At 62.3% G+C, this 24,805-nt stretch carries 20 protein-coding genes and 2 pseudogenes; 12 read left to right on the top strand and 10 right to left on the bottom strand.

Features of this window, described 5'->3' with window-relative positions; translation table 11 throughout:
• The coding region (locus E4Q08_RS24100; RefSeq protein ID WP_248594953.1) for a DUF6399 domain-containing protein at positions 1 to 391 on the top strand (391 nt) is incomplete at its 5' end.
• Here the strand turns inward: E4Q08_RS24100 and E4Q08_RS15685 are convergent.
• A complete protein-coding gene (locus E4Q08_RS15685) occupies positions 388 to 1,797 on the bottom strand; it encodes a methyl-accepting chemotaxis protein (protein ID WP_169071074.1) in 1,410 nt (469 codons plus the stop codon). The two genes, E4Q08_RS24100 and E4Q08_RS15685, sit on opposite strands and share 4 nt — an antisense overlap.
• A gap of 364 nt (positions 1,798 to 2,161) precedes the next feature.
• Between E4Q08_RS15685 and E4Q08_RS15680 the strand changes: the two genes are divergently transcribed.
• A complete protein-coding gene (locus tag E4Q08_RS15680) occupies positions 2,162 to 2,590 on the top strand; it encodes a hypothetical protein (protein ID WP_034909219.1) in 429 nt (142 codons plus the stop codon).
• 174 nt (positions 2,591 to 2,764) lie between these two features.
• On the opposite strand, the gene E4Q08_RS24910 is transcribed toward E4Q08_RS15680, so the two are convergent.
• From E4Q08_RS24910 to E4Q08_RS15670, 3 genes are all read right to left on the bottom strand, one after another.
• A complete protein-coding gene (locus E4Q08_RS24910; protein WP_248594954.1) occupies positions 2,765 to 2,995 on the bottom strand; it encodes a Mut7-C RNAse domain-containing protein in 231 nt (76 codons plus the stop codon).
• A 1,174-nt stretch (positions 2,996 to 4,169) separates the two neighbouring features.
• Positions 4,170 to 4,943 (bottom strand): peptidoglycan-binding protein, encoded by a 774-nt coding sequence (locus E4Q08_RS15675; protein ID WP_169071073.1) that lies wholly within the window; start codon positions 4,941 to 4,943, stop codon positions 4,170 to 4,172.
• Between the two features lie 225 nt (positions 4,944 to 5,168).
• Positions 5,169 to 5,894 (bottom strand): YebC/PmpR family DNA-binding transcriptional regulator, encoded by a 726-nt coding sequence (locus tag E4Q08_RS15670; RefSeq protein WP_169071077.1) that lies wholly within the window; start codon positions 5,892 to 5,894, stop codon positions 5,169 to 5,171.
• Positions 5,895 to 6,030: 136 nt separating this feature from the next.
• On the opposite strand from E4Q08_RS15670, the gene E4Q08_RS15665 reads away from it, so the two are divergent.
• Together E4Q08_RS15665 and E4Q08_RS15660 are read left to right on the top strand one after the other, a co-directional pair.
• On the top strand, positions 6,031 to 7,545 hold the full coding sequence (locus E4Q08_RS15665) for a helicase HerA-like domain-containing protein (protein ID WP_169071072.1): 1,515 nt from the start codon (positions 6,031 to 6,033) through the stop codon (positions 7,543 to 7,545).
• A 46-nt stretch (positions 7,546 to 7,591) separates the two neighbouring features.
• Positions 7,592 to 9,025 (top strand): HDOD domain-containing protein, encoded by a 1,434-nt coding sequence (locus E4Q08_RS15660; RefSeq protein ID WP_169071071.1) that lies wholly within the window; start codon positions 7,592 to 7,594, stop codon positions 9,023 to 9,025.
• A gap of 13 nt (positions 9,026 to 9,038) precedes the next feature.
• Here the strand turns inward: E4Q08_RS15660 and E4Q08_RS15655 are convergent, their stop codons facing one another.
• The 5 genes from E4Q08_RS15655 to E4Q08_RS15635 all read right to left on the bottom strand — a co-directional run bounded on the left by E4Q08_RS15655 (position 9,039) and on the right by E4Q08_RS15635 (position 16,215).
• Positions 9,039 to 9,545: an SRPBCC family protein gene (locus E4Q08_RS15655; RefSeq protein ID WP_169071070.1), complete on the bottom strand. Its 507-nt coding sequence runs from the start codon at positions 9,543 to 9,545 to the stop codon at positions 9,039 to 9,041.
• Between the two features lie 14 nt (positions 9,546 to 9,559).
• Positions 9,560 to 10,411: a cupin domain-containing protein gene (locus E4Q08_RS15650; RefSeq protein WP_169071069.1), complete on the bottom strand. Its 852-nt coding sequence runs from the start codon at positions 10,409 to 10,411 to the stop codon at positions 9,560 to 9,562.
• Positions 10,408 to 11,208, bottom strand: a complete 801-nt coding sequence (locus tag E4Q08_RS15645; RefSeq protein ID WP_288130336.1) for an RNA polymerase sigma factor — start codon at positions 11,206 to 11,208, stop codon at positions 10,408 to 10,410. The genes E4Q08_RS15650 and E4Q08_RS15645 overlap by 4 nt, the downstream gene beginning before the upstream one ends.
• Before the next feature lie 137 nt (positions 11,209 to 11,345).
• The gene (locus E4Q08_RS15640) at positions 11,346 to 13,853 is read right to left on the bottom strand and encodes a DEAD/DEAH box helicase (RefSeq protein ID WP_169071068.1); all 2,508 of its coding nucleotides are present in this window, start codon (positions 13,851 to 13,853) and stop codon (positions 11,346 to 11,348) included.
• 46 nt (positions 13,854 to 13,899) lie between these two features.
• Positions 13,900 to 16,215, bottom strand: a complete 2,316-nt coding sequence (locus E4Q08_RS15635; protein ID WP_169071067.1) for a Tex family protein — start codon at positions 16,213 to 16,215, stop codon at positions 13,900 to 13,902.
• A 5-nt stretch (positions 16,216 to 16,220) separates the two neighbouring features.
• On the opposite strand from E4Q08_RS15635, the gene E4Q08_RS15630 reads away from it, so the two are divergent.
• From E4Q08_RS15630 to E4Q08_RS15595, 8 genes and pseudogenes are all read left to right on the top strand, one after another.
• Positions 16,221 to 16,916: a FecR family protein gene (locus E4Q08_RS15630; RefSeq protein WP_248594952.1), complete on the top strand. Its 696-nt coding sequence runs from the start codon at positions 16,221 to 16,223 to the stop codon at positions 16,914 to 16,916.
• On the top strand, positions 16,913 to 17,503 hold the full coding sequence (locus E4Q08_RS15625) for an OmpA family protein (RefSeq protein ID WP_169071066.1): 591 nt from the start codon (positions 16,913 to 16,915) through the stop codon (positions 17,501 to 17,503). Before E4Q08_RS15630 ends, E4Q08_RS15625 begins: the two co-directional genes overlap by 4 nt.
• Positions 17,504 to 17,531: 28 nt before the next feature.
• On the top strand, positions 17,532 to 19,523 hold the full coding sequence (locus tag E4Q08_RS15620; RefSeq protein WP_169071065.1) for a CHASE2 domain-containing protein: 1,992 nt from the start codon (positions 17,532 to 17,534) through the stop codon (positions 19,521 to 19,523).
• Positions 19,524 to 19,751: 228 nt separating this feature from the next.
• Positions 19,752 to 20,720 carry a chemotaxis protein gene (locus tag E4Q08_RS15615; protein WP_169071064.1) on the top strand — a complete coding sequence of 323 codons (969 nt, stop codon included), beginning with the start codon at positions 19,752 to 19,754 and terminating at the stop codon, positions 20,718 to 20,720.
• A 36-nt stretch (positions 20,721 to 20,756) separates the two neighbouring features.
• Positions 20,757 to 21,695, top strand: a complete 939-nt coding sequence (locus E4Q08_RS15610) for a chemotaxis protein (protein ID WP_169071063.1) — start codon at positions 20,757 to 20,759, stop codon at positions 21,693 to 21,695.
• Positions 21,696 to 21,727: 32 nt separating this feature from the next.
• Positions 21,728 to 22,117 carry a chemotaxis response regulator CheY gene (gene cheY / locus E4Q08_RS15605; protein WP_034913447.1) on the top strand — a complete coding sequence of 130 codons (390 nt, stop codon included), beginning with the start codon at positions 21,728 to 21,730 and terminating at the stop codon, positions 22,115 to 22,117.
• Between the two features lies 1 nt (position 22,118).
• Positions 22,119 to 22,979, top strand: a complete 861-nt coding sequence (gene cheZ, locus E4Q08_RS15600; protein ID WP_169071062.1) for a protein phosphatase CheZ — start codon at positions 22,119 to 22,121, stop codon at positions 22,977 to 22,979.
• A gap of 10 nt (positions 22,980 to 22,989) precedes the next feature.
• Positions 22,990 to 24,444: pseudogene (locus E4Q08_RS15595) on the top strand (chemotaxis protein CheA); the annotation flags it as partial.
• A 150-nt stretch (positions 24,445 to 24,594) separates the two neighbouring features.
• On the opposite strand, the pseudogene E4Q08_RS26190 reads toward E4Q08_RS15595, so the two are convergent.
• A pseudogene (locus tag E4Q08_RS26190) lies at positions 24,595 to 24,804 on the bottom strand (ISAzo13-like element transposase-related protein); the annotation flags it as partial.
• Position 24,805 lies beyond the last annotated feature (1 nt).

Below are 24,805 nucleotides of genomic sequence, written 5' to 3'. Positions count from 1 at the left end.
CTGGCAGCGAGCATTAGAGGCCTGGAAAGCAGACCCGTTCCATTCGGGATTCTCCGAGAGTGAGTTGCAGCGCTGGCTAGAATGGGGGGAATGGATGGTGCGACAGTTCCATCGCAGCTCCTCCGCCGTCGAAGGGCGCAATGGCCGCTTGTCCCAGTTGTATCATAACGGGCGAGGTCTGACGAAATGCCGCCTGGCTGCGCTAACGGTTATCCACAACTATGGGGTGAGACGTAGTGACGGCACTATCGCAGCCGAACGTCTGTTTAGCACCTCTTTCCCTGATCTTTTCGATTGGCTGCTCAACCAGATGGGGGAACTTCCCTTACCGAGGAAGTCCCGCCACCGGGTTGTGCATAACCCATTGAAGTTAGAGATTGTCCCGGCTTAAGTGGGAAGCCCGTTGATCGATGTCTTCCAACAGTCGAGGAAGTTGGCACGATGTTCCAGCAGCGCATTCAGTGATTCCGCCATGGCGTTGATCTCGTCCCGCCCGCCGGGCAAGGTTGGGACGCGTGCAGTCGGGGCACCATAGGCGAGGTCGTCGAGCAGACCGGCCATCTGCCTAACCTTGCGAACGATGCGCCTGGTCAGGGTGATCACGAAGACCAGTGCGAGGGCAAGCGCGCCGTACATCGAGAGCATGCCCAGGCGGACGCTGGCCTGCGAGGATTCGGTGATGGCCTCGACGCGGGCGGCCATCATCTGGTTGGCCTGATTCACGTTGGCCGTGATCAGTGGAGCGATCTGCCTGGCGGCAGCGTCCACCTCCCTGGTCAGTGTCACGATGCTGGCGTGCTGTGCTACCAGCTGCAGGAAACCCTGCTGGTAATCGAGCAACAGGCCGGCGAGGAGCGCCTTGTCGGTCTCGGAGAGCGGTGATGCGGCGATCTGGGAGCGGAGCGTCCTGGCGATGTCCACCAACTTCGTCACGTAGGCCTCGTCGCCGCGCAGCAGGAAGTCTTTTTCCTGCCGTCGGAGCTTGTAGACGTTGGTTTCCAGATTGGGGACGTGATGGGCCCTGAGAATCGCCTCGATGCGATGTGCCGCATCCCGGAATGCTCCCATGCCGCCACCGACGTTGCCGGTCTTGAGTGCGTTTTCGGCATAGGGTTCGAAGGTTCTGGCGTAGACGGCCAACTCCGACAGCAGTTTCTGTTTCACCGCTGCCCGCAGTTCGGAGGCGTGGACGAGCTGGCGAAACTCCTGAATCAGCGTCCGAACCCGTTCCCGGTAAGCCGGATCCCTGCGCAAGGCCAGGTCCTTTTCGCTGCGACGGATCTGCAGCAGAACGGTATACAGCGGGTCGACGTAGTATTGCGCGGACAATTCCTGCAGGCGATGGACCTTCTGGCGGAAAGCTCCCTGGATGCCGGAGTTTTCATCCAGCCCGATGCTTCGCCAGGCCTCGGTGACGGCGCGAAAACTCTCCTGATAGGTGGTCAGCAGCCTCTGGAGTTGTTCGGCGGTCTGCCGGGATTGTTGATCCACCGCCGCCAGCGCGGTCACCTTTGTACGCAAGACCTGCAGGTGCTGGTCGACATCGTCGGCGAAATGCTCATGTCGCAGGATCAGAAAGTCTTTTTCTGCATCGCGTGCGGCCGCCATCTCGATCTCGATTTCGAGAGCCAGCGATTTACGGACTTCGAAGACGGTTTGCAGCTGCCGATGGTCAGCAAGCACCGATTGCAGGGTCTGGTGGTAGTGCCAGACGACGCCGATGAACAGCAGGCCGACGACAGCGAAGCCGAGCCCGATCTTCTCGCCGATCCGGAATTTGCTCCAAACCTTTTCCACATCTTGCTCCTGGCGGGTGAGAGCTGTCGTTTCTCTGGGGACGGGTGGGGGCTACACAGGCTCGTTTGCACGGGCGGTTTACCGCCGGCGTCAGCGAGCGGCTAGGCGCCGCGTGGAAAAGTATATCTGATTTGCCATTACTGCTTTATTCCTTTCGAGCGTGGCTTTGGCGCCTTGGTGGAGATTGGCGAGCGGGGATCCAGCGAGCCTGTGGTGCCGTGCTTCTCGCATAGCCGTAGCTCTCGGCAGGATTTCCCGATTGACTATCCGAGCGGAAATCCGGGATACTGGTATCGAGGCCGACGGGGCGTCGGATTTTCTGTCCTTCGTCGCCTGGCCATTTCTTGAACAGTGAGGGATTCGAATGAAGGAGACAATCACGGCCGCCTTGCTCATCCTTGCAGCGGCATCCGCGACGGCCCAGGTCTCGGTTTCGGTCGGAGGTTCGGGTGAGGTCGACGTGAAAACCGGCGGTGCCGGGGGGGTGAGCGTAAACACCGGTAATGGCACCAAGGTCAATACCGGCAAGACTTCCACCAGCACCAAAGGCAACGCCGTGTATGTGAATCCCGGCCAGAGTTCGTCCTCGATCACTCATTCACCAGGCACCACCGTCACGACCCGCAAGGGGGATGACGATGCGAGCGGTATCCGCGTGGTGAATGGCAATGTGACGATCGACGGGGTGAAGGTACCACCCTCGGCGACCCGGTGGACAGGCAAGGACGGTACCCGGTACCTCATCAAACGCTCGGGCAAGGGGAACGTCAGTGTCGAAGAGATGGATGAGTGAAACACCCACGAATCTATCGTTCCTCAGAGGCCGCGCTGCCTTGCCGCATCGCCGTGTCCAGTAACTGCCGCATACGTTGCCAGCGTGATCCTTGCCAGAAGACACGAGCGCAAGGACTGCAGAAGGTGGGTAGTGGTCCAAACGTGGATATGAGCCCCATATAGTATTTTATAATCAATATATTAGGGATTTGTATATCCACTTGAGGAACACCACCCAGAAGGTGAAATGTTGCCGGTTTGCCCGAACGGACGGCGGCAAGCATTCGATTACCTGTATCTTGTCGATCGCCAGCAAAGGCGCGTTGCACTCCAGGCAGAGGGTGAACGGGCTGAATCGCTGAACCAGGTCCAGCCGCTGGCTTTTCCCGCGCGAGACGGTGCTTAGGTGATTTCCGGGAATCAAGATCCCGAACAACTACCGCAGCGGCTTGTTTTTCTGGCCATGAGCCCGGCCTAACACCATGACTCTTGGTACGGCAATTTGCGGAAATCACCTTAAGCGAATCGCCGTGGCCAGGTAAGGCGATTTCCAGGATAAGAAACCCCGGACAAGATATCCTGCCGCACGTATCAGCATTGCTTCTTGGCGCGATGCCAGAAGGCAGAAGACGACGTGCGCATGGCAGGAGCCGTTGGGCTTCGTTCCTCAGCCCAACCTACGTTCGTTGCGTCGTGACGCCGTCGAAGCGCGGATGGTTCGCCCACCACATCCTTCTTCCTGCCACCGTTTCGCCCTTCGCTCGCCAGGGTGGCCTCGCCGCCGTAGGTTGGGCTGAGGAACGAAGCCCTGGAGCAAACTCCTGGGATCGAAGGGCTGCAAAGCCTCTCGTGTACCGCTAACCTCAGTTCGGGATAAGAAAAGTGGGTCAGATTATTTGTAAGCCATTGATTTACCAATGCGGGTTGGACTTACTAACTAAGGAGCCCCAACAGGTGTCGAAGATATCCTCACCGGCTTTCCGTGAGTCGCTGTGCGAAAGCGGTTCCGGCCTGCCGTGCCGAATGGGAGCAGTGCAGGCCGGAGCGGCGGTGTCGTCGCGCGTGCGGCGTACAGCGACCGTTGGTCTGCTCACCACGCGCAAATCCGGGTCGATGTCGCGTCGTTCTCCTAGCACGACTTTTCAGTTGGGCTGCGAACGAAGCGGCCAGGCAAGGGAATATTGCCTTTGCCAATATTGAGGAAACCGTAAGCGAGCCCAGGTTCCACCATATTCAAGGTGTAAGTCGGCTTTCCTTGGGCCGAGATCTGAAAACTGCCGTGCCGTGGCGCGGAACTCGCACTTGAAATGGCCCTCGTCGCTCGCCGAGCAGCGGGCCGACCGCGCTTCTGCGATGTATGCCTGGCAGAGGATGGCGGCAAGGACGCTGTGCACCACAAGCGAACGCGGCCTTGCTCCGGAAAGTCTTGCCGGGATCACCGTCAACAACAGCCTCCCACGACCAAGCCATCCAGGAACGATCCGCCCTGGCGGCACAGGAGACCGCGGAAGTCCAATGCAGGCAGGGGCATGAGGCCACGTTCCCGAATGCCTTTTACGGGTGGTTTGTCGACTGCTTGCGGGTGGCATGACGGTGTTTCAGTCGGTAGAGGCTCTCAGTGTGGCCCAGGTTCGCGCACCCACCACGCCGTCCGTAGTGAGACGGTGCCGTGTCTGGAAATCAAGCACGGCCTCCCTGGTATGATCGCCATAATGGCCGTCCACCCGGAGACGATAGCCGGCATCGATCAACTCGTTCTGCAGATCCACGACGGCATCGTTGCGGTCTCCAGGGCGGAGTGTCTGATTCCTGGCGGTGGGTGTGCTCTCCGCCAGCCAGATCGCTTTGGCCTTGATCAAGTAGCGTTGGCGGTCATCGAAGCCATTGAGGCCGCCATTCACTGCGCGCGTCACGGCGCGAATGTCGTCGCGGTCGGCAAATCGGTTAATATTCCGGCGTCGCCAATACGAGACCGCCGACAACAGTGCCCACGGGAATTTTTCCAGTTCCATCGGCTGCTGCTCGAAATCCGGCGCTTCGGGAACGATCTTGCGGATGTCGTCACGGGCTTCTCGATAGTTCGCCCGTCCGGTGGTCTGGATCAGGCCCCGGCCTCGATACCGGGGACCATCTCCCGGTTGCACATTCCCCAGATCCTTTCTGCCCTCGTAGGCGTTGCCGGAGGCAAACTCACGAGTCGTTCTGAAGTGGGCACTTTCGTGCGCGAGTTGGGCCATGAAATGACAAATCTGGAGCGGGGTCTCGATTCCGCCCTGAACAATGAACTGCTGGTTGTCCACGATTCCTTGCACGATCGAAGAAACCGCAGAGGCTGATAGCTCGAAAATGTCCGATGCAGTGATTTGTTCCATAGTTAATCTCCTAAAAAAACAATGAACAATTAAAATTCAGGCCGATCTCGCCACACTGGCTGTCGCCCACCCTGGCGCTTCATGTAGGCGCAAGCAGCAGAGGGAGGATCGCCTTGATGGACCGCAGATCGAATTTGCAAGGAAACAATTCGCCAGCGCCCAATACTGAACCGCCGGGGTCGCAGGGGCAAGGCTACTATACCATTTCAGACAAGCCGTGCCTGCTCAATCGTTGAGCACCACGCTGGTATAGACTTCCTGAACGTCGTCGAGGCTTTCGAGTGCGTCGATCAGCTTCTGCATGCGCAGCGATTCGTCGCTGCCGAGTTGCGTTTCGTTCTCGGCCTTCATCGTCACGCCAGCGTACTCGGACCGGAAACCGGCAGCTTCGAGCGCTTCCTTGACCGTCATGTAGTCGTTCGGCGCGGTGATCACTTCGACCGAGCCGTCATCGTTGGAGAGCACGTCGTCGGCGCCGGCTTCGATCGCCGCGTCCATCAGCGCGGCTTCGTCGGTGCCGGGGGCAAACAGCAACTGCCCGCAGTGCCTGAACTGGAAGGCAACACAACCGTCGGTGCCGAGGTTGCCGCCGTACTTGTTGAAGGCATGGCGCACGTCGGCAACGGTGCGCGTCTTGTTGTCGGTCAGGCAGTCGACGATCACCGCGGCGCCACCGATGCCGTAGCCTTCATAACGGATTTCGACGTATTCGACGCCTTCGATCTCGCCGGTTCCCTTCTTGATCGCGTTGTCGATCTTGTCCTTGGGCATGTTGACGCCCTTGCCCTTGTCGATGGCCAGACGCAGACGCGGGTTGAACGACGGATCGCCGCCGCCCATTTTGGCGGAGACGGTGATTTCCTTGGCGATCTTGGAAAAGGATGCGCTGCGCTTCTCATCCTGGCGGCCCTTGCGGTGCTGGATGTTGGCCCATTTGGAGTGTCCTGCCATGCTGACCTCTGATGATTGCTGATCGGGTCCGGCTGCTGCCGAGAGCAACAAACCCGACCGCAAATGGTTGATAATCAAGCCCCGCATTTTAGCACTTCCCGCGTTCCCTCCCTGCCACCACTTTCCGGAGTCGATCATGGTTACCCCTCTGCTCATCGCCAGACACGAAGATACCGATCTGTCCCTGCTGCCGGCCCTGGCCAACCGGCATGGCCTGATCACCGGCGCCACCGGCACCGGCAAGACGATCACCCTGCAGTTGCTCGCCGAACGTTTTTCGGCGATTGGCGTGCCGGTGTTCATGGCCGACGTCAAGGGCGATCTCTCCGGTCTGGCCGCTCCCGGCAGCCTGACGCCGAAGCTGCAGGCGCGCCTGGACGCGCTCGGCGTCACCGACTACGCGCCGGCGAAATGCCCGGTCACCTTCTGGGACGTGTTCGGCGCGGATGGACATCCGGTGCGCGCGACGGTCTCGGACATGGGACCGGTACTGCTGTCGCGGCTGCTGAACCTCAACGATACGCAGGCCGGAGTGCTGCAACTGGTATTCCGCATCGCGGACGACAACGGCCTGTTGCTGCTCGATCTCAAGGATCTACGGGCGATGATCCAGTACGTCGGCGAGAACGCCAAGACCTTTACCAGCGAATACGGCAATGTCTCGGCAGCTTCGATCGGCGCCATCCAGCGGGGCTTGCTGAACCTCGGCGAGCAGGGTGGCGAGGTCTTTTTCGGCGAGCCGATGCTCGACATTGCCGACCTGATGCAGACCGACGATGGCCGGGGAGTGGTCAATATCCTGGCCGGTGACAAGCTGATGGCCTCGCCGCGCCTCTATTCGACTTTCCTGCTCTGGTTGCTCTCCGAGCTGTTCGAGCAAATGCCGGAAGTCGGCGACCTCGACAAACCCAAGCTGGTCTTCTTTTTCGACGAGGCACATCTGCTGTTCAATGAAGCGCCCGCGGCACTACTGGAAAAGATCGAGCAGGTGGTGCGCCTGATCCGCTCGAAAGGCGTCGGCATCTATTTCGTCACGCAGAATCCGCTGGACATTCCCGATACCGTTCTCGGTCAGCTCGGCAACCGGGTTCAGCACGCGCTGCGCGCGTTCACGCCGCGAGACCAGAAAGCCGTGAAAGCTGCCGCGCAGACCTTGCGGGCGAATCCGAAGTTCGATGCCGAGACGGCGATCACTGAACTCGGAGTCGGTGAGGCGCTGCTTTCCTTCCTCGACGAGCAGGGCCGGCCAAGCGTCGTCGAGCGTGCCTTCATTCTGCCGCCGACGTCGCGAATCGGCCCGCAGACCGCCGAGGAGCGGCAGGCGGTAATCCGGAGTTCGGCGATCTACGGGCATTACGAAAATGTCGTCGACCGCGAGTCGGCTTACGAGAAGCTCAAGGGAAGCGCCGTCGCCGCGCCGCCGAAAGGCGGCACGCCTGCTGGCGAGGCGCCGCCAGCGGCGGCCGGTGGCGGCTGGCTCGATGGTCTGGGCGACCTCTTCGGCGGTGCCGGGAGTGGCCGGGGACGCGGCGATTCGGTGATCGAGACGGCGGCCAAGAGCGCCGCGCGTGCCATCGGCTCGCAGGTGGGTCGCGAGATCATTCGCGGCGTTCTCGGTTCGATCCTCGGCGGCGGCTCGCGCCGGCGCTGAGTTTTGGCAATTTTGATCCCCTGCTGACGAACGAGCGAGGCTGCAAATGGTACCCGAAGAAATGACCCTGGGCGACGCGTCGCTGATTACCGCAACCTTCCTGTTTACCGACATCGAAGGCTCGACGAGCCTGTGGGAGCGCGAGTCGGTGGCCATGCGCCTTGCCCTGCAGCGCCACAACATGCTGCTATCGTCAGCCATCGAAGGCCACGGCGGCTACGTCTTCAAGACCGTCGGCGACGCTTTCTGTGTCACTTTCGACGATGCTGCCGAAGCGCTCAGGGCTGCCTGCCAGATCCAGACCAGCGTCGCTGCCGAGAAGTGGCCGACGCGTGCCGCGCTGCGGGTGCGCGTCGCACTGCACACCGGCCCGGCGTACCTGAGTCATGGAGACTATTTCGGCACGACGGTGAACCGCGTTGCCCGCCTGCTGGCGGTGACGCACGGCGGGCAGACCCTGTTGACCTCGAAGACCGAAGTGCTGGTGCGCAATTCCCTGCCTGCCAGCAGCAGCCTGCACGATACCGGCATGCTGCGCCTGCGCGACCTGCCGCACCCGATGCATGTCTTCCAGCTCGTTCATCCGGGTCTGTCGGCGAGCCTGCTGGAAACGAGTGACGCTTCGGGTGGCAACAAACTGACGGCGGAACCTCTGGCACGCTTCCGCCCGATCGATATCTACGAGGTGCCGACCTTGCCGACGATCATCATCCAGGCAGTCAAGATGATGCAGAATCCCAATGTCGATGCCCGGGCGGTGGAACGATTGATGATCAACGACCCGGCGATCTCGGCCAAGATCCTGCGGGTCGCCAACTCGGCCTTCTTCGGTTTCTCCCGTCGTGTGGCCACCATTGCCGACGCCGTGCGCGTGCTCGGCTTCATCAATGTGCAGGGAATGCTGATCTCGGTCGGCGCATTCGATGCCTTTCGCACCGAGCGACTGAACCTGGTCGATTTCTGGAAACACTCGATCGCCACTGCCACCGCGGCACGTTTCCTCTCGTCGCGAGTGCACTGCTCGGCCGACGAGGCGTTCATGGCCGGCCTCCTGCACGACATCGGCAAGCTGATCTTCGCCGTGCAGGCCGAATCGGCTTACCGACAGGTGCTCGAACTCAAACGCGGTTCGGCCATGAGCAGTCTCGAAGCCGAGCGCACGCTGTTCGAGTTCACCCATCCCGAGGTTGGCGAAATGGTTGCCGAGCGCTGGGATCTGCCGGCAAAGTACCTCGCCGCCATCGCCCACCATCACGACCCCGCGGCAGCCGGTGACGAGCGCATGTTCTGCGCGCTGATCGGTCTCGCCGACCAGGCGGCGTACGCGTCGCTCGGCAGTCACGCGCCTGCCGAGCATGACGCCGAGCGGACGGCCTTGCTCGACGAAGTCGACCTGGGCCAAGCGCAGTGGGAAGACTGCCTGCTGCATCTGCACCAGGCGCGGGCGACCATCGGGGCATTCGTTGGTGCGATTCAGTGAGATCAGCAGCCGCTCAGCCGGCGGTCACGCCCTCGACGATCGGCGAAATCACTGACCACTCCTCGATCCCGGACAGTTGGCAGCCAAGCTGGCGGGCCATGCCCTGGGCGCCGCTGGCCATCACCGCGAAGTGGCGCCAGGCGAAGACCGGCCGCAACAGGGGTGCCAGGCGACGCATCCAGGGTTTGCTCAGTTCGACGTCCCAGCGGTACGTGAGGCGTACTGCGCCGGGGCTGGCCTCCTCGATGACCCACAGCCCGATGCCGCGCAGGTCACCGCTGGCCGCAGCTTCGAGTTCCCGCCAGGGTTCCGCGCGCCGGGTGGTCATCACGATCCGCAGCAGGTAGCCCAGGCCGCTACGCCAGAGGAAGGCATGCCGCGAACCGATCCCATCCTGGTCGCCGCTCGCGAGGCTGTTGACGCTGGCCAGGTGTGGCCACCAGGCAGGCCAGTCCACGGGGTTGATCAGCAGCTCCCAAAGGCGCTCGCGGGTCGTTTCCAGGCGCCAGCGGCTGATCATCACAAAACGCGGGCTCACCGTCCTGGTGACAGCGGCAGAACCTCGCGGCCACGGACGAAGGCCACCGCGCCCTGGTCGCTGCTCACCTCACCGTGCTCGCTGCCAGCCGGTGCGAGGTGGAACTCGCCGGCCTGGACCAGCACATCGCCGAAGAAGGCGTCACCACTCAGCATGATGCATTCCTCCTCGCCGTCGTGTGCGTGCGCCGGCAGGTGTGCCCCCGCTGCCAGGCGGAAGAAGCGCGAAATGACGTCGCCGTCGCGCCAGAGAATCTTCTGCTCGATGCCTTTGGCAATACCTTGCCAATCGCCTTCACCAGCGAAGACGGTATGGCTCGCCGGACCATCGCCCGGGATCAGGCCTCCGAGCAGCTCACCGAGGACGCTCCTGGTATGCCCGAGTGAAGTGCCACGCAAATAGGCCAGTGCGCCGGTACGGGAGGTAATGCGCGCATGCCGACTGCCCGGTGGTGAAACATGGTAGTCGCCCGCTCCCAGGTTCAGTTCGCCGAGTTGCAGGCCACCGCGCAAGACGATCCCTTCCTCGAGATGATGGTGGCGATGTACCGGCAGCATGGCTCCAGGGGCCAGCTCGATCAGTACCGATGCGCCTCGTGGACCCTCCCAGAGGGTCTTGACGCGGATGCCGGCCTTGAGCGCGCGCCAGTTCCCATCGCCGGCGCGAACGGTGAGCAGCCCGGCGTGCCGGCGAACGCTGTCGCCGATCCGGCACAGCAAGCGGCTGCGCAGGTCGGTACGCTGGCGCACAGGCAGGTCGATCGGCAGCAGCCCCTCGCAGATCAGGCGAGTCAATATGCGGGTATCGCCGTCGTCTTCAGGGGGATTGGCGAATTGTTCGGGATTCATGGCGTCACCATTGGCGAGCGAGGATCATCGGCGCCGAGCAACTGGCGCAGGCGCAGAAGAGCGCGGCGGATATGGGATTTGACCGTGCCCAGAGGAAGACACATCTGGCAGGCGATCTCTTCGTGCGAAAGATCCCGGAAAAACGCCAGCGCGAGCAGTTGCCGGGGCAGGGGATCGAGATCCTGCAGTGCGGCATGCAGGCGGTGCTGTCGCTGTACGGCCAGCAGCAGATCCTGGGGGTCATTGTCTTCCTGCAGGTCCGCAAGACGATCCTCATCCAGGGCTTCGGCCGGGTCTCTGCGGCGCAGGGCGTCGAGCGCACGGCTGCGGGCAATGGTCAGCACCCAGGCCAGGACACTGCCACGGGCCGCATCGAAACGCGGCGCCTGCCGCCAGACCTGCCAGAAGGCATCTTCGGTCACCTCTTCGGCAGTTTGCACCTGGCGGGTGATGCGCAGTGCCAGTCCGTAGACGCGTCCGGCCAGCGCCTCGTACAACTCGGCCAGCGCCTGCTCATCCTGGTGCACGATACCGGCAATGCAGGCCTGCAGACGCGCCTCGTCAGCCAGCACCCGCTGTTCTCGGGCTTGCCCTTCCGCCAGTTCAGCCTGGTCGGTCGTGGGGAGCGTTCGGGCATCGAAATCGTCGGTTTCGTTCATCTCGTGGGCTTCGGTTTCCGCGTCGGACGAATTCTGCCCGATCAGGACCACAAAGCCAAACGCCTTGGCGAGAACTTCAGAGGGCCGTCGGTTGGCAGCATCCGCGGCGCCTCCGCAGGCGGCAGGCTGGCCGGTCACGCCGGGATGCCGATGAAGGGTTGGTGTTGTGGTGACATGTCAATCATACGCACGAAGTCACGCAGCGGATGCAGGCAAGGTTCCGGCCGGCACCGCAAGCCATCGACCGCGACGTGCAAGGGTGCGTCCGCGTATCGCTATTTCCGCCCGCCAAGCAGGCCCAACAGCCCTTCGGCGAGGCGTTGTATCGTTTGTGGGTCGGGCATGGGCAGTTTGAGGTAGCGTTCTCCGGTCGCCGGATCGGTCTGTACCCAGGGTGACGCACGCTCGCCGCTTGACGCCGCAGAGAGCTCGCCGAGCAGTTGCGCGCCGGCGGCCAGCAGCGGCGCCCAGGGATCAGCGGCGCCCGGTGCGGTCGCGGTGGCCGGCGGCGCTGGCTCGCTGGCCGGGCTGCGTTCGCCAGCGGGCGGTGCTGCCGTCGCGTCGGCGGGCGTGGGAGAGAGGTATTCTGCCTCGCCGTCGGCTTCGTTCTCGGCACCTGTCGTGGCTTCGAGCGGCGAGGGGTCCGACTCTTCGACGGTGCTCTCGCTGGCTACTGCGCCGGAGACCTGCTCGACCGTTTCCATGAACTTCGACAGGCGCGTTCCCTGCAGCACGACTTCGCTTTCCCCTCCGTCGAGGACGCCGGCGAACAGGGATTGCTTGAACGCCAGCACCGAAAGCATGCCTTCCTCGATGGTTCCCTTGGCGACGAAGTTGATCACCTGCACGCCGCGCGTCTGGCCGAGCCGGTGTACGCGACCGATGCGCTGTTCAAGCACCGCGGGATTCCACGGCAGATCCATGTTCACCACCACGGCTGCCGCGTGTTGCAGATTGAGGCCGACGCCGCCGGCATCGGTGCTGAGAAACAGGCGGCAGGCGGCGTCGTGGTTGAAGCGCTCCACGAGCGCGCCACGCTTGTCACCGGGAACGCCACCGTGGAACAGGACATGTTCCCAGCTGCGCTGGCGCAGGCGGCGGATGATCAGCTCGTGGGTGCGCAGCCACTGGCTGAAGACGACCACCTTGGCCTGTGGGTCGGCGAAGATGTCGTCGAGCAGGGTCAGCAGTTCGTCGGCCTTGTAGCCGTCATCGGTTTCGTGGTCGATCAGGAAGCTGCTGTTGCACGCCATGCGCATGTTCTGGAGCGAGCAATGCATGCGCAACTGGTCCTTGTCGGAAAGGAAGCCGGTATGCCGCCAGCGCTGCACGATGCGCGCGACGACCTGGCGATTTTCCTCGTGGTGGTCGGCCTGCAGCGGGCTCATCGGCATGAACAGGGTGTTGTCGACGCGCTCGGGCAGTTGTTCGAGTACCTCCGCCTTGCGTCGCCGCAGCATGATCGGCGCCAGCGTCTCGCCGATCCGGTGCAGTTCGCGGTAGCCGATGACGCGTCCGCGTTCGTCGCGTTGCTGGTGTTCGTCGAGCAGCCGCCAGGTCGGTCCAAGCCGGTACTGATCGACAAACTGGACGATCGAGATCAATTCCTCGAGCCGGTTCTCCAGTGGCGTGCCGGTCAGCACGATCGCATAGGGGCTGTCGATGCGCTTCAGCGCGCGCGCGGCGATGGTGTTCCAGTTCTTGATCCGTTGCGCCTCGTCGACGATCACCACGTCCGGAGCCCAGGCCTGAATCAGGTCGAGGTCGCGGCTCAGCGTCTCGTAGTTGGTGATCTTGCAGAATCCGTCCTGCGCATAGCGCGCCTGGCGGACAGCGCGCAGACCGCCGATGATGGTGGCGCAGCGATCGCTGAAACGGGTGATTTCCCGTTCCCACTGATGTTTGAGCGAGGTTGGGCAGACGATCAGTACACGTTCGGCGGCAAAGTGGCGGGCAAAGATTTCGACCGCCGCGATCGCCTGTACCGTCTTGCCGAGGCCCATTTCATCGCCGATCAGGGCACGACCGGCGCGCGCAGCAAAGAGTGCGCCTGCGCGCTGATAGGGATAGAGCTCGACCTTGAGCAGCGTTTTCAGTTCGGGACTGTCGGCGCCGAGCGGATAGGCAGCGGCGAGGGTCTGCCTGCGTACCTCGCCGTCGCGGACTTCGGCGATGTACGACAGCGCGTCATCAGCACAGCGCAGATCGTGGCCGGCGGCGCGAACCTCGTCCACCCAGGCCGGCAGATCGGCAAAGTGCTCGGGTGACAGTTGCCAACCCCTGGCGGTATCGAACAGACGGTCGGCGGTCGGCTGCAGTTCAGCGGGAAAATCGCTACCGAGCCGCAGGCGGACGCGCCGCTGGCCGGCATAGTCGAGGAACAGTTCGCTGAACGATCCGCAAAAACCGCGCTCGAGTGCGCTCTTGCCGCCGCGCCTGGCGCTGATCTGGGCGAGCGTGAATTCGACATGCTTGCAGGTACCCAGATCGTTGGTCGCGAAGTCGGGACAGGAACAATGGTTGTCGCCGGCCTGCGCGCCGCGGATCGCGACCCGGTAGCGGCGACCGCTGTCGGGGTTGAACACCGAGAACTCGGAAAAAACCGGATCATCGCCCAGGTTCTCGAGTTGAAACGGCTGCTCGCGGCCGAATTGACGACGCAGCGCTCTTTGCCAGTCATCGACCGGCAGATCCTGGGGTTTGCGCTGGCGCGAGAGGCGCGGTTCGGCGGCGCTGCGGGGAGAGGTTTTACGGTCGGTGGTGTTTCCGGGTGTTCTGGTCATGGCGGGTGTGCTCGCTGGTGTTTGCGGGGAAAAAGGGTTCCGGAAGTCAGCGCTTGAGGCGGGCGAAGGCGCTGGCCATGGCACCGGTCGGCTCCGGCTGGCTGCGCTGCCGCTCCTGGGCTCTGGCCGAAGCGGGTATCCTGGCCATTTTCGGAGCGTTCGGCAAGTCGTCGGCGAGTCGCATGCTCAGAGCGATGCGCTGGCGTGGCAGGTCGACCTCGAGGACCTTGACCTTGACCACGTCGCCGGCCTTGACGACGCTGCGCGGGTCCTTGACGAAGCGGTCGGCGATCGCCGAGATATGTACCAGTCCGTCCTGATGGACACCGATGTCGACAAAGGCGCCGAAGTTGGCGACGTTGGTAACCACTCCTTCGAGGATCATTCCCGCCTGCAGATCCTTGACGGCCTCGACGCCTGCACGAAAGTTGGCGGTGCGGAACTCGGGACGCGGGTCGCGACCGGGTTTTTCGAGTTCCCTGAGGATGTCGAGGACCGTCGGCAGGCCGAACTTCTGGTCGACGAATTGCTCCGGCAACAGTGCCCTGAGCAGTTGCGAGTCGCCGATGACTTCGCCAATTCCCTTCTTGACGTTGGCGAGGATACGCTCGACGAGCGGGTAGGCTTCCGGGTGCACCGCCGAGCGGTCGAGCGGATTGTCGCTCTCATGGATGCGCAGGAAGCCGGCCGCCAGCTCGAAGGTCTTCTCGCCGAGGCGGGACACTGCCCTGAGCGCCTGCCGGTTGGGAAAGGCACCGTGTTGGTCGCGGTGGGCGACGATGTTCGCCGCCAGCGTCGGGCTGAGTCCGGAGACGCGCATCAACAGCGGTGCCGATGCGGTGTTGACGTCGACACCGACCGCGTTCACACAGTCCTCGACGACCGCATTGAGCGCCTTTGCCAGCCTGGTCTGGCTGACATCATGCTGGTACTGGCCGACACCGATCGACTTGGGATCGATCTTGACCAGTTCAGCGAGCGGATCCTGCAGGCGGCGGGCGATCGACACCGCACCGCGCAGGCTGACGTCGAGTTCCGGGAATTCCCGGGAGGCGTATTCCGAGGCCGAATAGACCGAGGCGCCGGCCTCGGAAACGACGACCTTGGCGAGCTGCAGCTCGGGTTGCTGGCGGATCAGATCGGCGACCAGACGATCGGTTTCGCGCGAGGCGGTGCCGTTGCCGATGCTGATCAGCTTGACCTGATGCTTGCGTGCCAGCACGGCCAGGGTGTGCAGTGTGCCGTTCCAGTCACGGCGAGGTTCGTGCGGGTAGACCGTGGCGGTTTCGAGCAGCTTGCCGGTGGCATCGACGACGGCGACCTTGACGCCACTGCGCAGGCCGGGGTCGAGGCCCAGCGTGGCGTGTTTGCCGGCGGGTGCGGCGAGCAGCAGGTCGTGCAGGTTGGCGGCAAAGACGCGGATCGCTTCGGCCTCGGCGCGCTCGCGCAGGGCCTTCATCAGTTCCAGTTCGAGGTGTAGAGAGGCCTTGATTCGCCAGCTCCAGCGTACCGTCTCGAGCAGCCATTGGTCGGCTGGCCGGCCCTGGTCGACGATGCCGAAGTGTCGCGCGATGCGTCCCTCGCAGGAGTTGGGCGCGCTCTGGTCAAGCTCGCCGTCAAGGACCAGCGACAGTTGCAGCATGCCCTCGTTGCGGCCGCGGAGGAGTGCCAGCGCGCGATGCGAAGGGATCGCCAGGATCGCTTCAGTGTAGGCAAAATAATCCTGGAACTTGGCCGCTTCGTTTTCCTTGCCGGCAAGGACCGTCGACTTCACGAAACCATGCGCCTCGAGATGGCTGCGCAGTTCGCCGAGAAGCCCGGCGTCCTCCGAGAACTGTTCCATGAGAATCTGTCGAGCACCGTCGAGGACACTTCTGACATCGGCAAAACCGGCTTCGGCGTTGAGGTAGTGCGCGGCTTCGGTTTCGGGTGAGCGCATCGGGTTGGCCAGCAGCACTGCGGCGAGCGGCGCGAGGCCGGCCTCGCGGGCGATTTGCGCCTTGCTGCGCCGCTTCGGTTTGTACGGCAGGTAGAGGTCTTCGAGGCCTTGCTTGGTCTCGGCGGTGTAGATTGCGGCGGCCAGTTCGGGCGTCAGTTTGCCTTGTTCCTCGATCGAGGCGAGGATGACACGGCGCCGTTCCTCCATCTCGCGAAGGTAGAGCAGGCGTTCGTCGAGCAGGCGTAACTGGATGTCGTCGAGTCCGCCGGTGACTTCCTTGCGGTAGCGTGCGATGAACGGCACCGTCGCCCCTTCGTCGAGCAGGGCAGCCGTGGCCAGTACCTGCTGGGGGCGGCAGCCGATCTCTGCGGCGATCTTCTCGGCAATTTTGTTGGCTGCGGGGTATTCTATCTGTGGGGGCATCGGCGATGACGAGTGTGTGGAATGACTGGAAAGACCGCGAACTATGCAGAAACGGCAGGCAAAACTCAAGGAAGGAGATTCTTCTGCGACCAGACGAATTGCCGCTGTGCTGTGAATCGGGGTACATTGCCAGCATCAGCCAGCCGCGTTCGGCCGGCCATGCGGCCAGTCACGAATCGAGCGGCGACGAGCAAATCTCTCACCCTGGTGCCAGCCTGCTGCATACCCCGACCACAGAGATGTTTACCATGCGAAACCATGCGCTGCTTTTCCTTTTCCTGATCCAAGCCACGATCGGCGTCGCTGCCGAGACCGGAGTCCCTGCCGGGAAGGTCAAGCGCAGCGAAGGGAATGTGACGGTCGATCGTGCCGGCCAGGTACAGATGCTCAAGGTGGGCGCGCCGGTGTACGTCGGTGACCGGATTCGCACCGCTGCCGATGGAGCGGTGGGTATCACTCTGTCCGACGATACCCTGCTCACCGCTGGACCGCGCAGCACTCTGCTGATCAACGAGTTCCAGTTCAACAGCACGACCCATGAGGGGGGGATGCTGGCGACGCTGCTCAAAGGTACGCTGAGTGTGGTGACCGGCCTGATCGGCAAGCAGGCACCAGAAAACGTGCACTTCAGGACACCGACCGTGCTGCTCGGGATTCGGGGCACCGAGTTCATTGTCGATGCGCGCGCAGAGGACGAATGAGGCCGCTGACCTGCTGGGTGTGGTTGCTCGCACTGAGCCTTGTGGCCTGTGTGCGTCTCAGCGACCGCGTCGTCTTGTTGCCGGGGCCGGATGGCCGTACGGGTGCGCTGTCGGTCACCAGTGCCGGGGGGGCTGTGGTGCTCTCTGAGCCCTACGCCAGCGTCAATGTGGTCGATGGTAAGTTGACCCCGATCCAGACCAACGCAGCCCTGGTAAGCGAAACCTATGGCCGGCTGCTGGCCATGCAACCGGCGCGACCGCGCGTTTATGTCGTGTATTTCGAGTTCGGGCAGAGTCTGCCGACCCCGGAGTCGCGGGCACTGCTGCCACGCATTCTGGCCGAGGTAACTGCCCTGCCAGCCAGCGAAGTGGTGGTCATCGGGCACGCGGATCGGGTGGGTGGCCTCGAGGCCAATGACCAGTTGTCCTTGCAGCGTGCCGGTGTGGTCCGCGATTTGCTGGTTGGCGTGGGGGTGGCGCGTGAGACGATTACCGTCATTGGTCGAGGCAAACGAGAACCGGCAATCGTTACCGCGGACAATATTCCGGAACCGCGCAACCGCCGTGTCGAATTGAAGCTGCGCTGAGTTGGCCTGGACCTTCGAGTTTCGGCTTGTGCCTCTCGATCTGCGGCAGTGGCTTGGCGTCGCGCTGCTCGGCTTTCTGCTTGCATACAGTCTGGGCTACATCGAGATCGATCCACTGCGCCGCTTCGACGCCTTCCTCTACGATTCGCGCGTGCGTTTGTTTGCACGCGGAGAGCTGGACGAGCGCATCGCCATCGTCGATATCGATGAGCGATCGCTGGCCGAACTGGGCCGCTGGCCGTGGAATCGAGCCCGTCTGGCGACCCTGATCGAGCGGATTTTCGAACAATACGGCGCACTGCTGCTGGGCCTGGACGTGATCCTGGCGGAAGCGGACGAGAGTTCCGGGCTGGCTTCTCTGGATGCGCTGGGCCGCGGGCCGCTACGCCAGAATACCGCTTTCCATGCCGCGCTGGAAGCGTTGCGGCCGGGGCTCGATTACGACGGCCGATTGGCGAAGGTTCTACAACGTTATCCGGTCATTTTAGGTTTCCATCTGTCGCGTGCGGATGTTGCGGCCAGGAGCGGCGCTTTGCCGCCGCCGCTACTGCCGGAGATGGCCGAACAGGCCGGGCAGTTTTCGCAGTGGCACGGCTACGGAGGTAACCTGCCGATACTTCAGCAAGCCGCCATGGGGGCCGGATTTCTCGGTGCGCCGGTGGACCTGGACGGGGTGACGCGGCGTGCCTGGTTGTTGGCCGCCTATGACGGGCAGGTGTACGCTGCGTTTTCGCTGGTGATGGCACAGGCGCTGCTGGGTAATCCGGCACTACAACTCCGATTTGCCGATCATGCCCCCTGGCAGTCCGGTTCCGGACCGCTCGAGGCGATCGAACTGCGGACGGCACGTGCGCCGCTACGCATCCCCGTCGCCGAGCAGGCGAGCGTCCTGCTGCCTTTCCGGGGTGGCCAGGGCAGCTTTCGCTATCATTCTGCGGCCGACGTGCTGGCGGGCCGCTTGCCGGCTGACAGTCTGCGCGGCCGCGTCGTACTGCTGGGCACCACTGCGCCGGGCCTGCTCGACCAGCGTGTGACGCCGGTGGGTCAGGCCTTTCCGGGGGTGGAGGCGCATGCCAACCTGCTTGCGGGATTGCTCGATGGTCGCCAGCTGCAATCGCCGGCCTACACGGCGACGCTCGAGGCCGGCTTGCTGGTGATCGTCGGTCTGCTGCTCGGCCTGCCCCGTCTCTCTCCGGCAGGGGCGGTCGTTCTGGCGGTGTGGATGTTGGTGCTGCTGACGATCATCAACCTGGCGGCCTGGACAGGCATGCAGCTGGTATTACCGATGGCGGCGAGCCTGCTCCTGGTGGCGATGCTGCTTGGCCTGCACCTGTTCTTCGGCTATTTTGTGGAACGTCGTGCCAAGCGGCGCCTGGCGGAGCTTTTTGGCCAGTACATTCCGCCCGAACTGGTCGATGAGATGAGCCGTGACCCCGAGCACTACACCATGGCAGGCCGTAGTGCCGAACTGACGGTGCTGTTCGCGGATGTGCGCGGCTTCACGACCCTTGCCGAGAACCTGCCACCGGACGAACTGGCGCAACTGATGAACGACTATCTGTCGGCGATGACCGATGTCATTCGTGCCTATCGGGGTACGCTGGACAAGTATATCGGCGATGCCGTGGTCGCTTTCTGGGGAGCGCCGCTGGCCGATCCACAGCATGCCAGGCATGCCGTCGAGGCCGCTCTCGCGATGCAGGCGGCGCTGTGCGGCGTCAATCAGCATTTTGCCAGCCGCGGCTGGCCAGCGTTGCAGGTGGGCATCGGCATCAACACCGGCACGATGGTGGTGGGCGACATGGGGTCCCGCCACCGGCGTGCCTACACCGTGCTCGGCGATGCGGTGAACCTGGCCTCGCGTATTCAGGGGCTGTCGGCACAGTATGCCGCAGGAGTGATCATCGGCGAGGCAACGCATCAGGCCCTTGGCGATTGGCGTTGCCGACAGCTCGGCTATACCGCGGTACGCGGTCGGTCGGCGCCGGTAGCCATTTATGAGCCGCTGGTCGAGGCGTAGGCGATTGCCTGGCAGGGGCATTGACCCGAATGGTTCATGGCCGGTGGCGAGCCGGGCCAGAATGACCAAATCGCTAAAGTCGTCGCCGTTTGTGCCGTAAAATTTTCAATCCGAGGCTTGATTGATCCGGTTTCGATCTTTTGCAGTGGGTGAGCATGACGTGGCGCCGCTTATTGGATTAAGATGTCCGGGATCAGGCGTGCTGTGCTTTACGCGAGGAAATGAGGAATGTCCGATCTACTGAAAAACATCGATGCCCGCACCAAACTGGCCGGGACCAACAAGCTGGAGATCCTGTTGTTCTCGCTCGGAACCGATGCGCGCACCGGACGATGTGAAACCTTCGGCATCAATGTCTTCAAGGTGCGCGAAGTGATGCGGACGCCGCCGATCACTTCAGCGCCGGACATGCCGTCTTCGGTCGAGGGGATGGTGAGTTTGCGAGGGGCGCTGGTGCCGGTCGTCGATCTTGCCCGTTATGCCCGTATAGATACGGAGACGCAGCGCTCGATCATGATCGTCACCGAATACGCGGGTCATACACAGGGCTTTCTTGTCGAGGGGGTGGATACCATTCTCCGTCTCGACTGGAGCCAGATGCGGGTACCGCCGGCGATGCTCATGGCCGAGATGGGTGGCCTGGTGACGGCGGTCACCGAATTGCCGGATGGTCGTCTGGTGATGATGATGGATGTCGAGAAGGTACTCTCGGAAACGACGAACTACGACGACGACATCGTTTACCGCAACATCAAGCCGATCGACAATGCCACGCTGACGGTATTCTTTGCCGATGATTCGGCGGTGGCACGCAAGCAGATTCAGCGGACTCTCGATGCGATGGGCGTGAAATTCGTCGCCGCGATCAATGGCCGCGAAGCCTGGGACGAACTGGAGAAAATGGCGGATTACGCACAGGCCTCCGGCCAGCAGGTGACCGACCTGATCAGTCTGGTATTGACCGATATCGAGATGCCGGAGATGGACGGTTACATTCTGACCAAGAAGATCAAGTCCGATCCACGCTTCGCTGGCGTGCCGGTGATCATGCATTCCTCCTTGTCCGGAATGTCGAACCAGCAACTGGGCAGATCCGTTGGCGTCGATGAGTATGTGCCAAAATTCGAACCGCAGCGCCTCTCGGAAACTTTGACGCGAAGGCTGCAAGGTACTCTTCCGGTAGCGCAGCCGAGCTGAGACTCTGAGACTGCGCAATCTTTCTGGAGCGATACAATGGATTTGGCGGATAGGAAGAACCTGCTGGAGAGCGTTGACGCACGCACCCGGCTGGCCGGTTCCAACAGGATGGAGATTCTGTTGTTCTCCCTGGGAACGCGCGAGACTTTCGGGATCAACGTTTTCAAGGTGCGCGAAGTCGGGCGGACACCGCACATTACCAAAACGCCGAACATGCCACGCGGGGTCGAAGGCCTGATTTCCCTGCGCGGCAACGTCATCCCGGTGCTGTCGCTGATTTCCTTTCTCGAGTACGAGGGTCAGCCGCACGAGTATGGCAAGACCATGATGGTCGCCGAGTACTCCAAGCGGACCCTGGGTTTCCTGGTCCATGAAGTGGATCGGATCATCCGTGTGGACTGGGAGAAGGTCAAGGCCCCCGAAAGCGTACTTTCCAGCAACCAGGGTCTGATCACGGCGGTGACCGAACTCGATGACGGCAAGCTGGTGTCGATTCTCGACGTCGAGCAGATCCTCGCCAACGCCTTCGGCGAGGCGATCATCGTCGACATCCCGCCAGCGAACGTTGATCAGGACGTCTGCATGTTTTTTGCCGATGATTCGCTGGTCGCCCGACGCAAGATCGTCGAAGTCCTCGACAAGCTCGGCGTCAAGCACAAGCATGCGACCAATGGTGCCGAGGCCTGGGGGCGACTGCAGGGAATTGCTGCGCATGCCACACAAACTGGCCGGAGCGTTCGCGACGAGCTCCGCCTGATTCTGGTCGATGCCGAAATGCCCGAGATGGACGGCTATGTCCTCACCAAGAACATCAAGAGCGACGTCCGTTTCACGGGCATCCCGGTAGTCATGCATTCGTCGTTGTCGTCGCAGGCCAATCATGCGATGGGCAAGGCCGTAGGGGTGGATGCCTACGTCGGCAAGTTCGACGCCGAAATCCTCGCCGATACCCTGCGCCCCTTGCTCGAACGCTGAGCAAACAGAAAGAAGGAATCTGGAGTTACAGAATGGCTGATCCGAAGATGAAGATTCTGGTGGTGGATGATTTCTCGACGATGCGACGCATTGTCAGGAATCTCCTCAAGGAATTGGGTTTCTCGAACGTAGACGAAGCAGAAGACGGTGCGGTGGCATTACAGAGGCTGCAGAATGGCGACTTCGAGTTTGTCGTCACCGACTGGAACATGCCAAACATGGATGGCCTGCAACTCCTCCAGTCGATTCGCAGAGCACCGGCGCTCAAGCATCTGCCGGTACTGATGATCACCGCCGAGGCGAAGAAGGAAAACATCATCGCAGCTGCACAGGCAGGGGCAAGCGGCTACATCGTCAAACCTTTCACCGCAGCCACGCTGGCCGAAAAACTACAGAAAATCTTTGACAAGATGGGTGGCTGAGATGAGCGACGCGGATAGGTCTGGGGACTCCAGGGAACTCGAAGCGCTGTTCGACAGCATTGCTGCGGGAGTGGCAGCGTCCGCAGCACCGGCGCCGCCAGCGTCTCGGGGAGCGTCGTTGATGCAGCAGTTGCGCGAGGGCGACGGGGCAGACGACAGCGACGAGTTGCAGATTCTCTTCGATTCGGTCGTCGCAGCGCAAAGCGTCGCAGCGGGCAGTCCCGAGGCCGCGGGCAGCGTTGAGCAGTGGCAGGGCCAGGACCGGGTGTTTCAGCGCATCGGCCAGATGGCCAGGCAGTTGCACGACACACTCGGGCAACTGGGTTACCACGAACTCATCGAGAATGCCGTCGCCGCCATCCCTGACACCAGAGACCGCCTCAACTATGTCGTCAACCTCACCGAGCAGGCTGCCTGCCGGGTATTGAATGCGACGGATCTGGCCAACCCCCTGCAGGAGGAACTCGAGACCGCTTCGGCCACGCTGGCGACGAAATGGGATGCCCTGTTCGCCAATCGAATGGGCGTCGAGGAATTCAAGCACCTGGCCGAGGAGACGCGTTCTTTCTTCAAGCAGGGCCTGCCTCAGAAAACCGGGGCCACGAAAGCGCAACTGCTCGAGATCATGATGGCGCAGGATTTCCAGGATCTGACCGGCCAGGTGATCAAGAAAATCATCAATGTGGCGCAGGAACTCGAGTCGCAACTGATGGGAGTGCTGATCGAGACCCTGCCCGGCGAGCGGCGCACCGACTCGGTGATGAGCCTGCTCAACGGGCCAGTGATCAATGCCGAAGGATGCAGTGACGTGGTGGCCACACAGCAGCAGGTCGACGATCTGCTCGACAGCCTGGGATTCTAGGAGATTCAGGATGAGTGATTTTGCCGGGATGGAAGACCTCCTGCAGGATTTCCTGCAGGAGGCCGGAGACCTGCTCTCGGATGTCGACAACAAACTCGTCGACCTGGAGCGGAGCCCGGATGATCGCCGTCTGCTCAACGACATTTTCCGTGGGTTTCACACCATCAAGGGCGGTGCAGGTTTTCTCAATGCCACCGAACTGGTCACCCTCTGCCACTTGACCGAAAGCCTGTTCGACAAGCTCAGAAACGCCGAGATGAAGCTGACGGCGAGTTTGATGGATACCATCATGGCAGCGACCCAGAGTGTGCGCCACATGTTTGGCGAGATCGCACAGGGTACGCAACCGCATGCGGCCCCTGGCGAACTCACTGTCGCGCTGCGAGCCATGCTCGAAGGGCGTGGCGCAAGTCAGGATGGCGGGGGAATGGCCACTCCCGTCGCTGTTGCAGACGAAGGTCCGGACTGGCACACCCTGCATGCGGCCGTGAGCGGGCAAAATGTCGCGGTGCCGGCGGTGGCAGCAAGTGGGACACCTGCGATGACGGCGAATGCGGCCGTGGCCGCAGCCGCAGCGGTGGATCTGTCCAAGCTGCAGCCGCATTTTCCACCGGAAGGGCGTCGCAGCACCGACAGGCCTGGCGCTGCGGTGAGCGGCGCCCCTTCCGGTCGCCGTGCCGACGAGAAAGCCGCTGCGCGCGAGGCGACGATTCGGGTCGATACCACGCGCCTGGATCAGGTGCTCAACCTGTCTGGCGAGATTGGTCTGACGAAGAACCGCCTGACCAGTCTGCGCGCCGATATCCTCGCCGGCAGAACCGATTCGGAAACCCTGCAGGCCCTCGATCAGGCGGTCAGCCAGCTTGATCTCCTGGTCTCGGATTTGCAGAACTCGGTAATGAAGACGCGGATGCAGCCGATTGGCCGGCTGTTCCAGAAGTACCCGCGGATTGCCCGCGATCTGGCTCGGCAATTGGGCAAGGACGTCGAGTTGGCGCTGATTGGCGAAGAGACCGAAGTCGATAAGACGATGATCGAGGACCTGGCCGATCCGCTCATTCACCTGATTCGCAATGCCGTTGATCATGGCGTCGAGAGGCCTGAAGAGCGTCTGCTGGCCGGCAAGCCGGCGAAAAGCGTGGTCCGTCTCGAAGCGCGTCAGGAGGGAGATCACATCGTCCTGATCATTGCCGATGACGGGCACGGGATCAGTCCTGAACGGATTCGCGCCAAGGCGGTCGAGAAAAACATCATCAGCGAAGAGGAAGCCAACACGCTCGATGACCGGCAAAGCCTGAACCTGATTTTTCTGCCCGGCTTCTCGACGATGGCGCAGGCATCGGCGGTATCCGGTCGTGGCGTCGGAATGGATGTCGTCAAGACCAACATCCAGAAGCTCAATGGGGCGATCGAGATCCGCTCCGAGCCTGGCAAGGGCTCGGTGTTCATCATTTCGCTGCCGCTTAGGAACGCCCACGAAATAACTTCCCGGTTTTATGCTGTTGAATTTGGCAGGATGGTGTAATTCCATGGGGGCAGTAGTGCATCGGGCGACGATGCGCAGGGATGCCTTGAGATCAAGCGCCGCTTTCCGTCCGGTTTCGTAGACGCGATCGATAATATCGACGGTGACCTGAAGTCCAGTTCGAGTCTGGGTACGCTCGATCAGTTGTTTGACCAGAGGCACGCTTTCAAATACGACGCCTTCGCAAGCGCGCGTGACATGGGGGAAGACGCGGTGCTCAATCGGATTGTGCTTGGAGCAATACGGCGGGAAGTGGGCGATCCGAATTTCCAGCTTGAGCCGATTGGCAAGCGCTTGCAAG

This window comes from Candidatus Accumulibacter contiguus (genome assembly GCF_012940005.1).
Taxonomy (GTDB): Bacteria; Pseudomonadota; Gammaproteobacteria; order Burkholderiales; family Rhodocyclaceae; genus Accumulibacter; species Accumulibacter contiguus.
Note: the sequence above shows the minus strand (reverse complement) of the source record. Positions and strands in the feature narration are given on the sequence as shown.

Coding starts and splice junctions, on each gene's coding strand:
- E4Q08_RS15680 (WP_034909219.1), top strand. CDS start 2,162: ATGAAGGAGACAATCACGGCCGCCTTGCTCATCCTTGCAGCGGCATCC.
- E4Q08_RS15675 (WP_169071073.1), bottom strand. CDS start 4,943: ATGGAACAAATCACTGCATCGGACATTTTCGAGCTATCAGCCTCTGCG.
- E4Q08_RS15670 (WP_169071077.1), bottom strand. CDS start 5,894: ATGGCAGGACACTCCAAATGGGCCAACATCCAGCACCGCAAGGGCCGC.
- E4Q08_RS15665 (WP_169071072.1), top strand. CDS start 6,031: ATGGTTACCCCTCTGCTCATCGCCAGACACGAAGATACCGATCTGTCC.
- E4Q08_RS15660 (WP_169071071.1), top strand. CDS start 7,592: ATGGTACCCGAAGAAATGACCCTGGGCGACGCGTCGCTGATTACCGCA.
- E4Q08_RS15655 (WP_169071070.1), bottom strand. CDS start 9,545: ATGATCAGCCGCTGGCGCCTGGAAACGACCCGCGAGCGCCTTTGGGAG.
- E4Q08_RS15650 (WP_169071069.1), bottom strand. CDS start 10,411: ATGAATCCCGAACAATTCGCCAATCCCCCTGAAGACGACGGCGATACC.
- E4Q08_RS15640 (WP_169071068.1), bottom strand. CDS start 13,853: ATGACCAGAACACCCGGAAACACCACCGACCGTAAAACCTCTCCCCGC.
- E4Q08_RS15635 (WP_169071067.1), bottom strand. CDS start 16,215: ATGCCCCCACAGATAGAATACCCCGCAGCCAACAAAATTGCCGAGAAG.
- E4Q08_RS15630 (WP_248594952.1), top strand. CDS start 16,221: ATGACGAGTGTGTGGAATGACTGGAAAGACCGCGAACTATGCAGAAAC.
- E4Q08_RS15625 (WP_169071066.1), top strand. CDS start 16,913: ATGAGGCCGCTGACCTGCTGGGTGTGGTTGCTCGCACTGAGCCTTGTG.
- E4Q08_RS15615 (WP_169071064.1), top strand. CDS start 19,752: ATGTCCGATCTACTGAAAAACATCGATGCCCGCACCAAACTGGCCGGG.
- E4Q08_RS15610 (WP_169071063.1), top strand. CDS start 20,757: ATGGATTTGGCGGATAGGAAGAACCTGCTGGAGAGCGTTGACGCACGC.
- cheY (WP_034913447.1), top strand. CDS start 21,728: ATGGCTGATCCGAAGATGAAGATTCTGGTGGTGGATGATTTCTCGACG.
- cheZ (WP_169071062.1), top strand. CDS start 22,119: ATGAGCGACGCGGATAGGTCTGGGGACTCCAGGGAACTCGAAGCGCTG.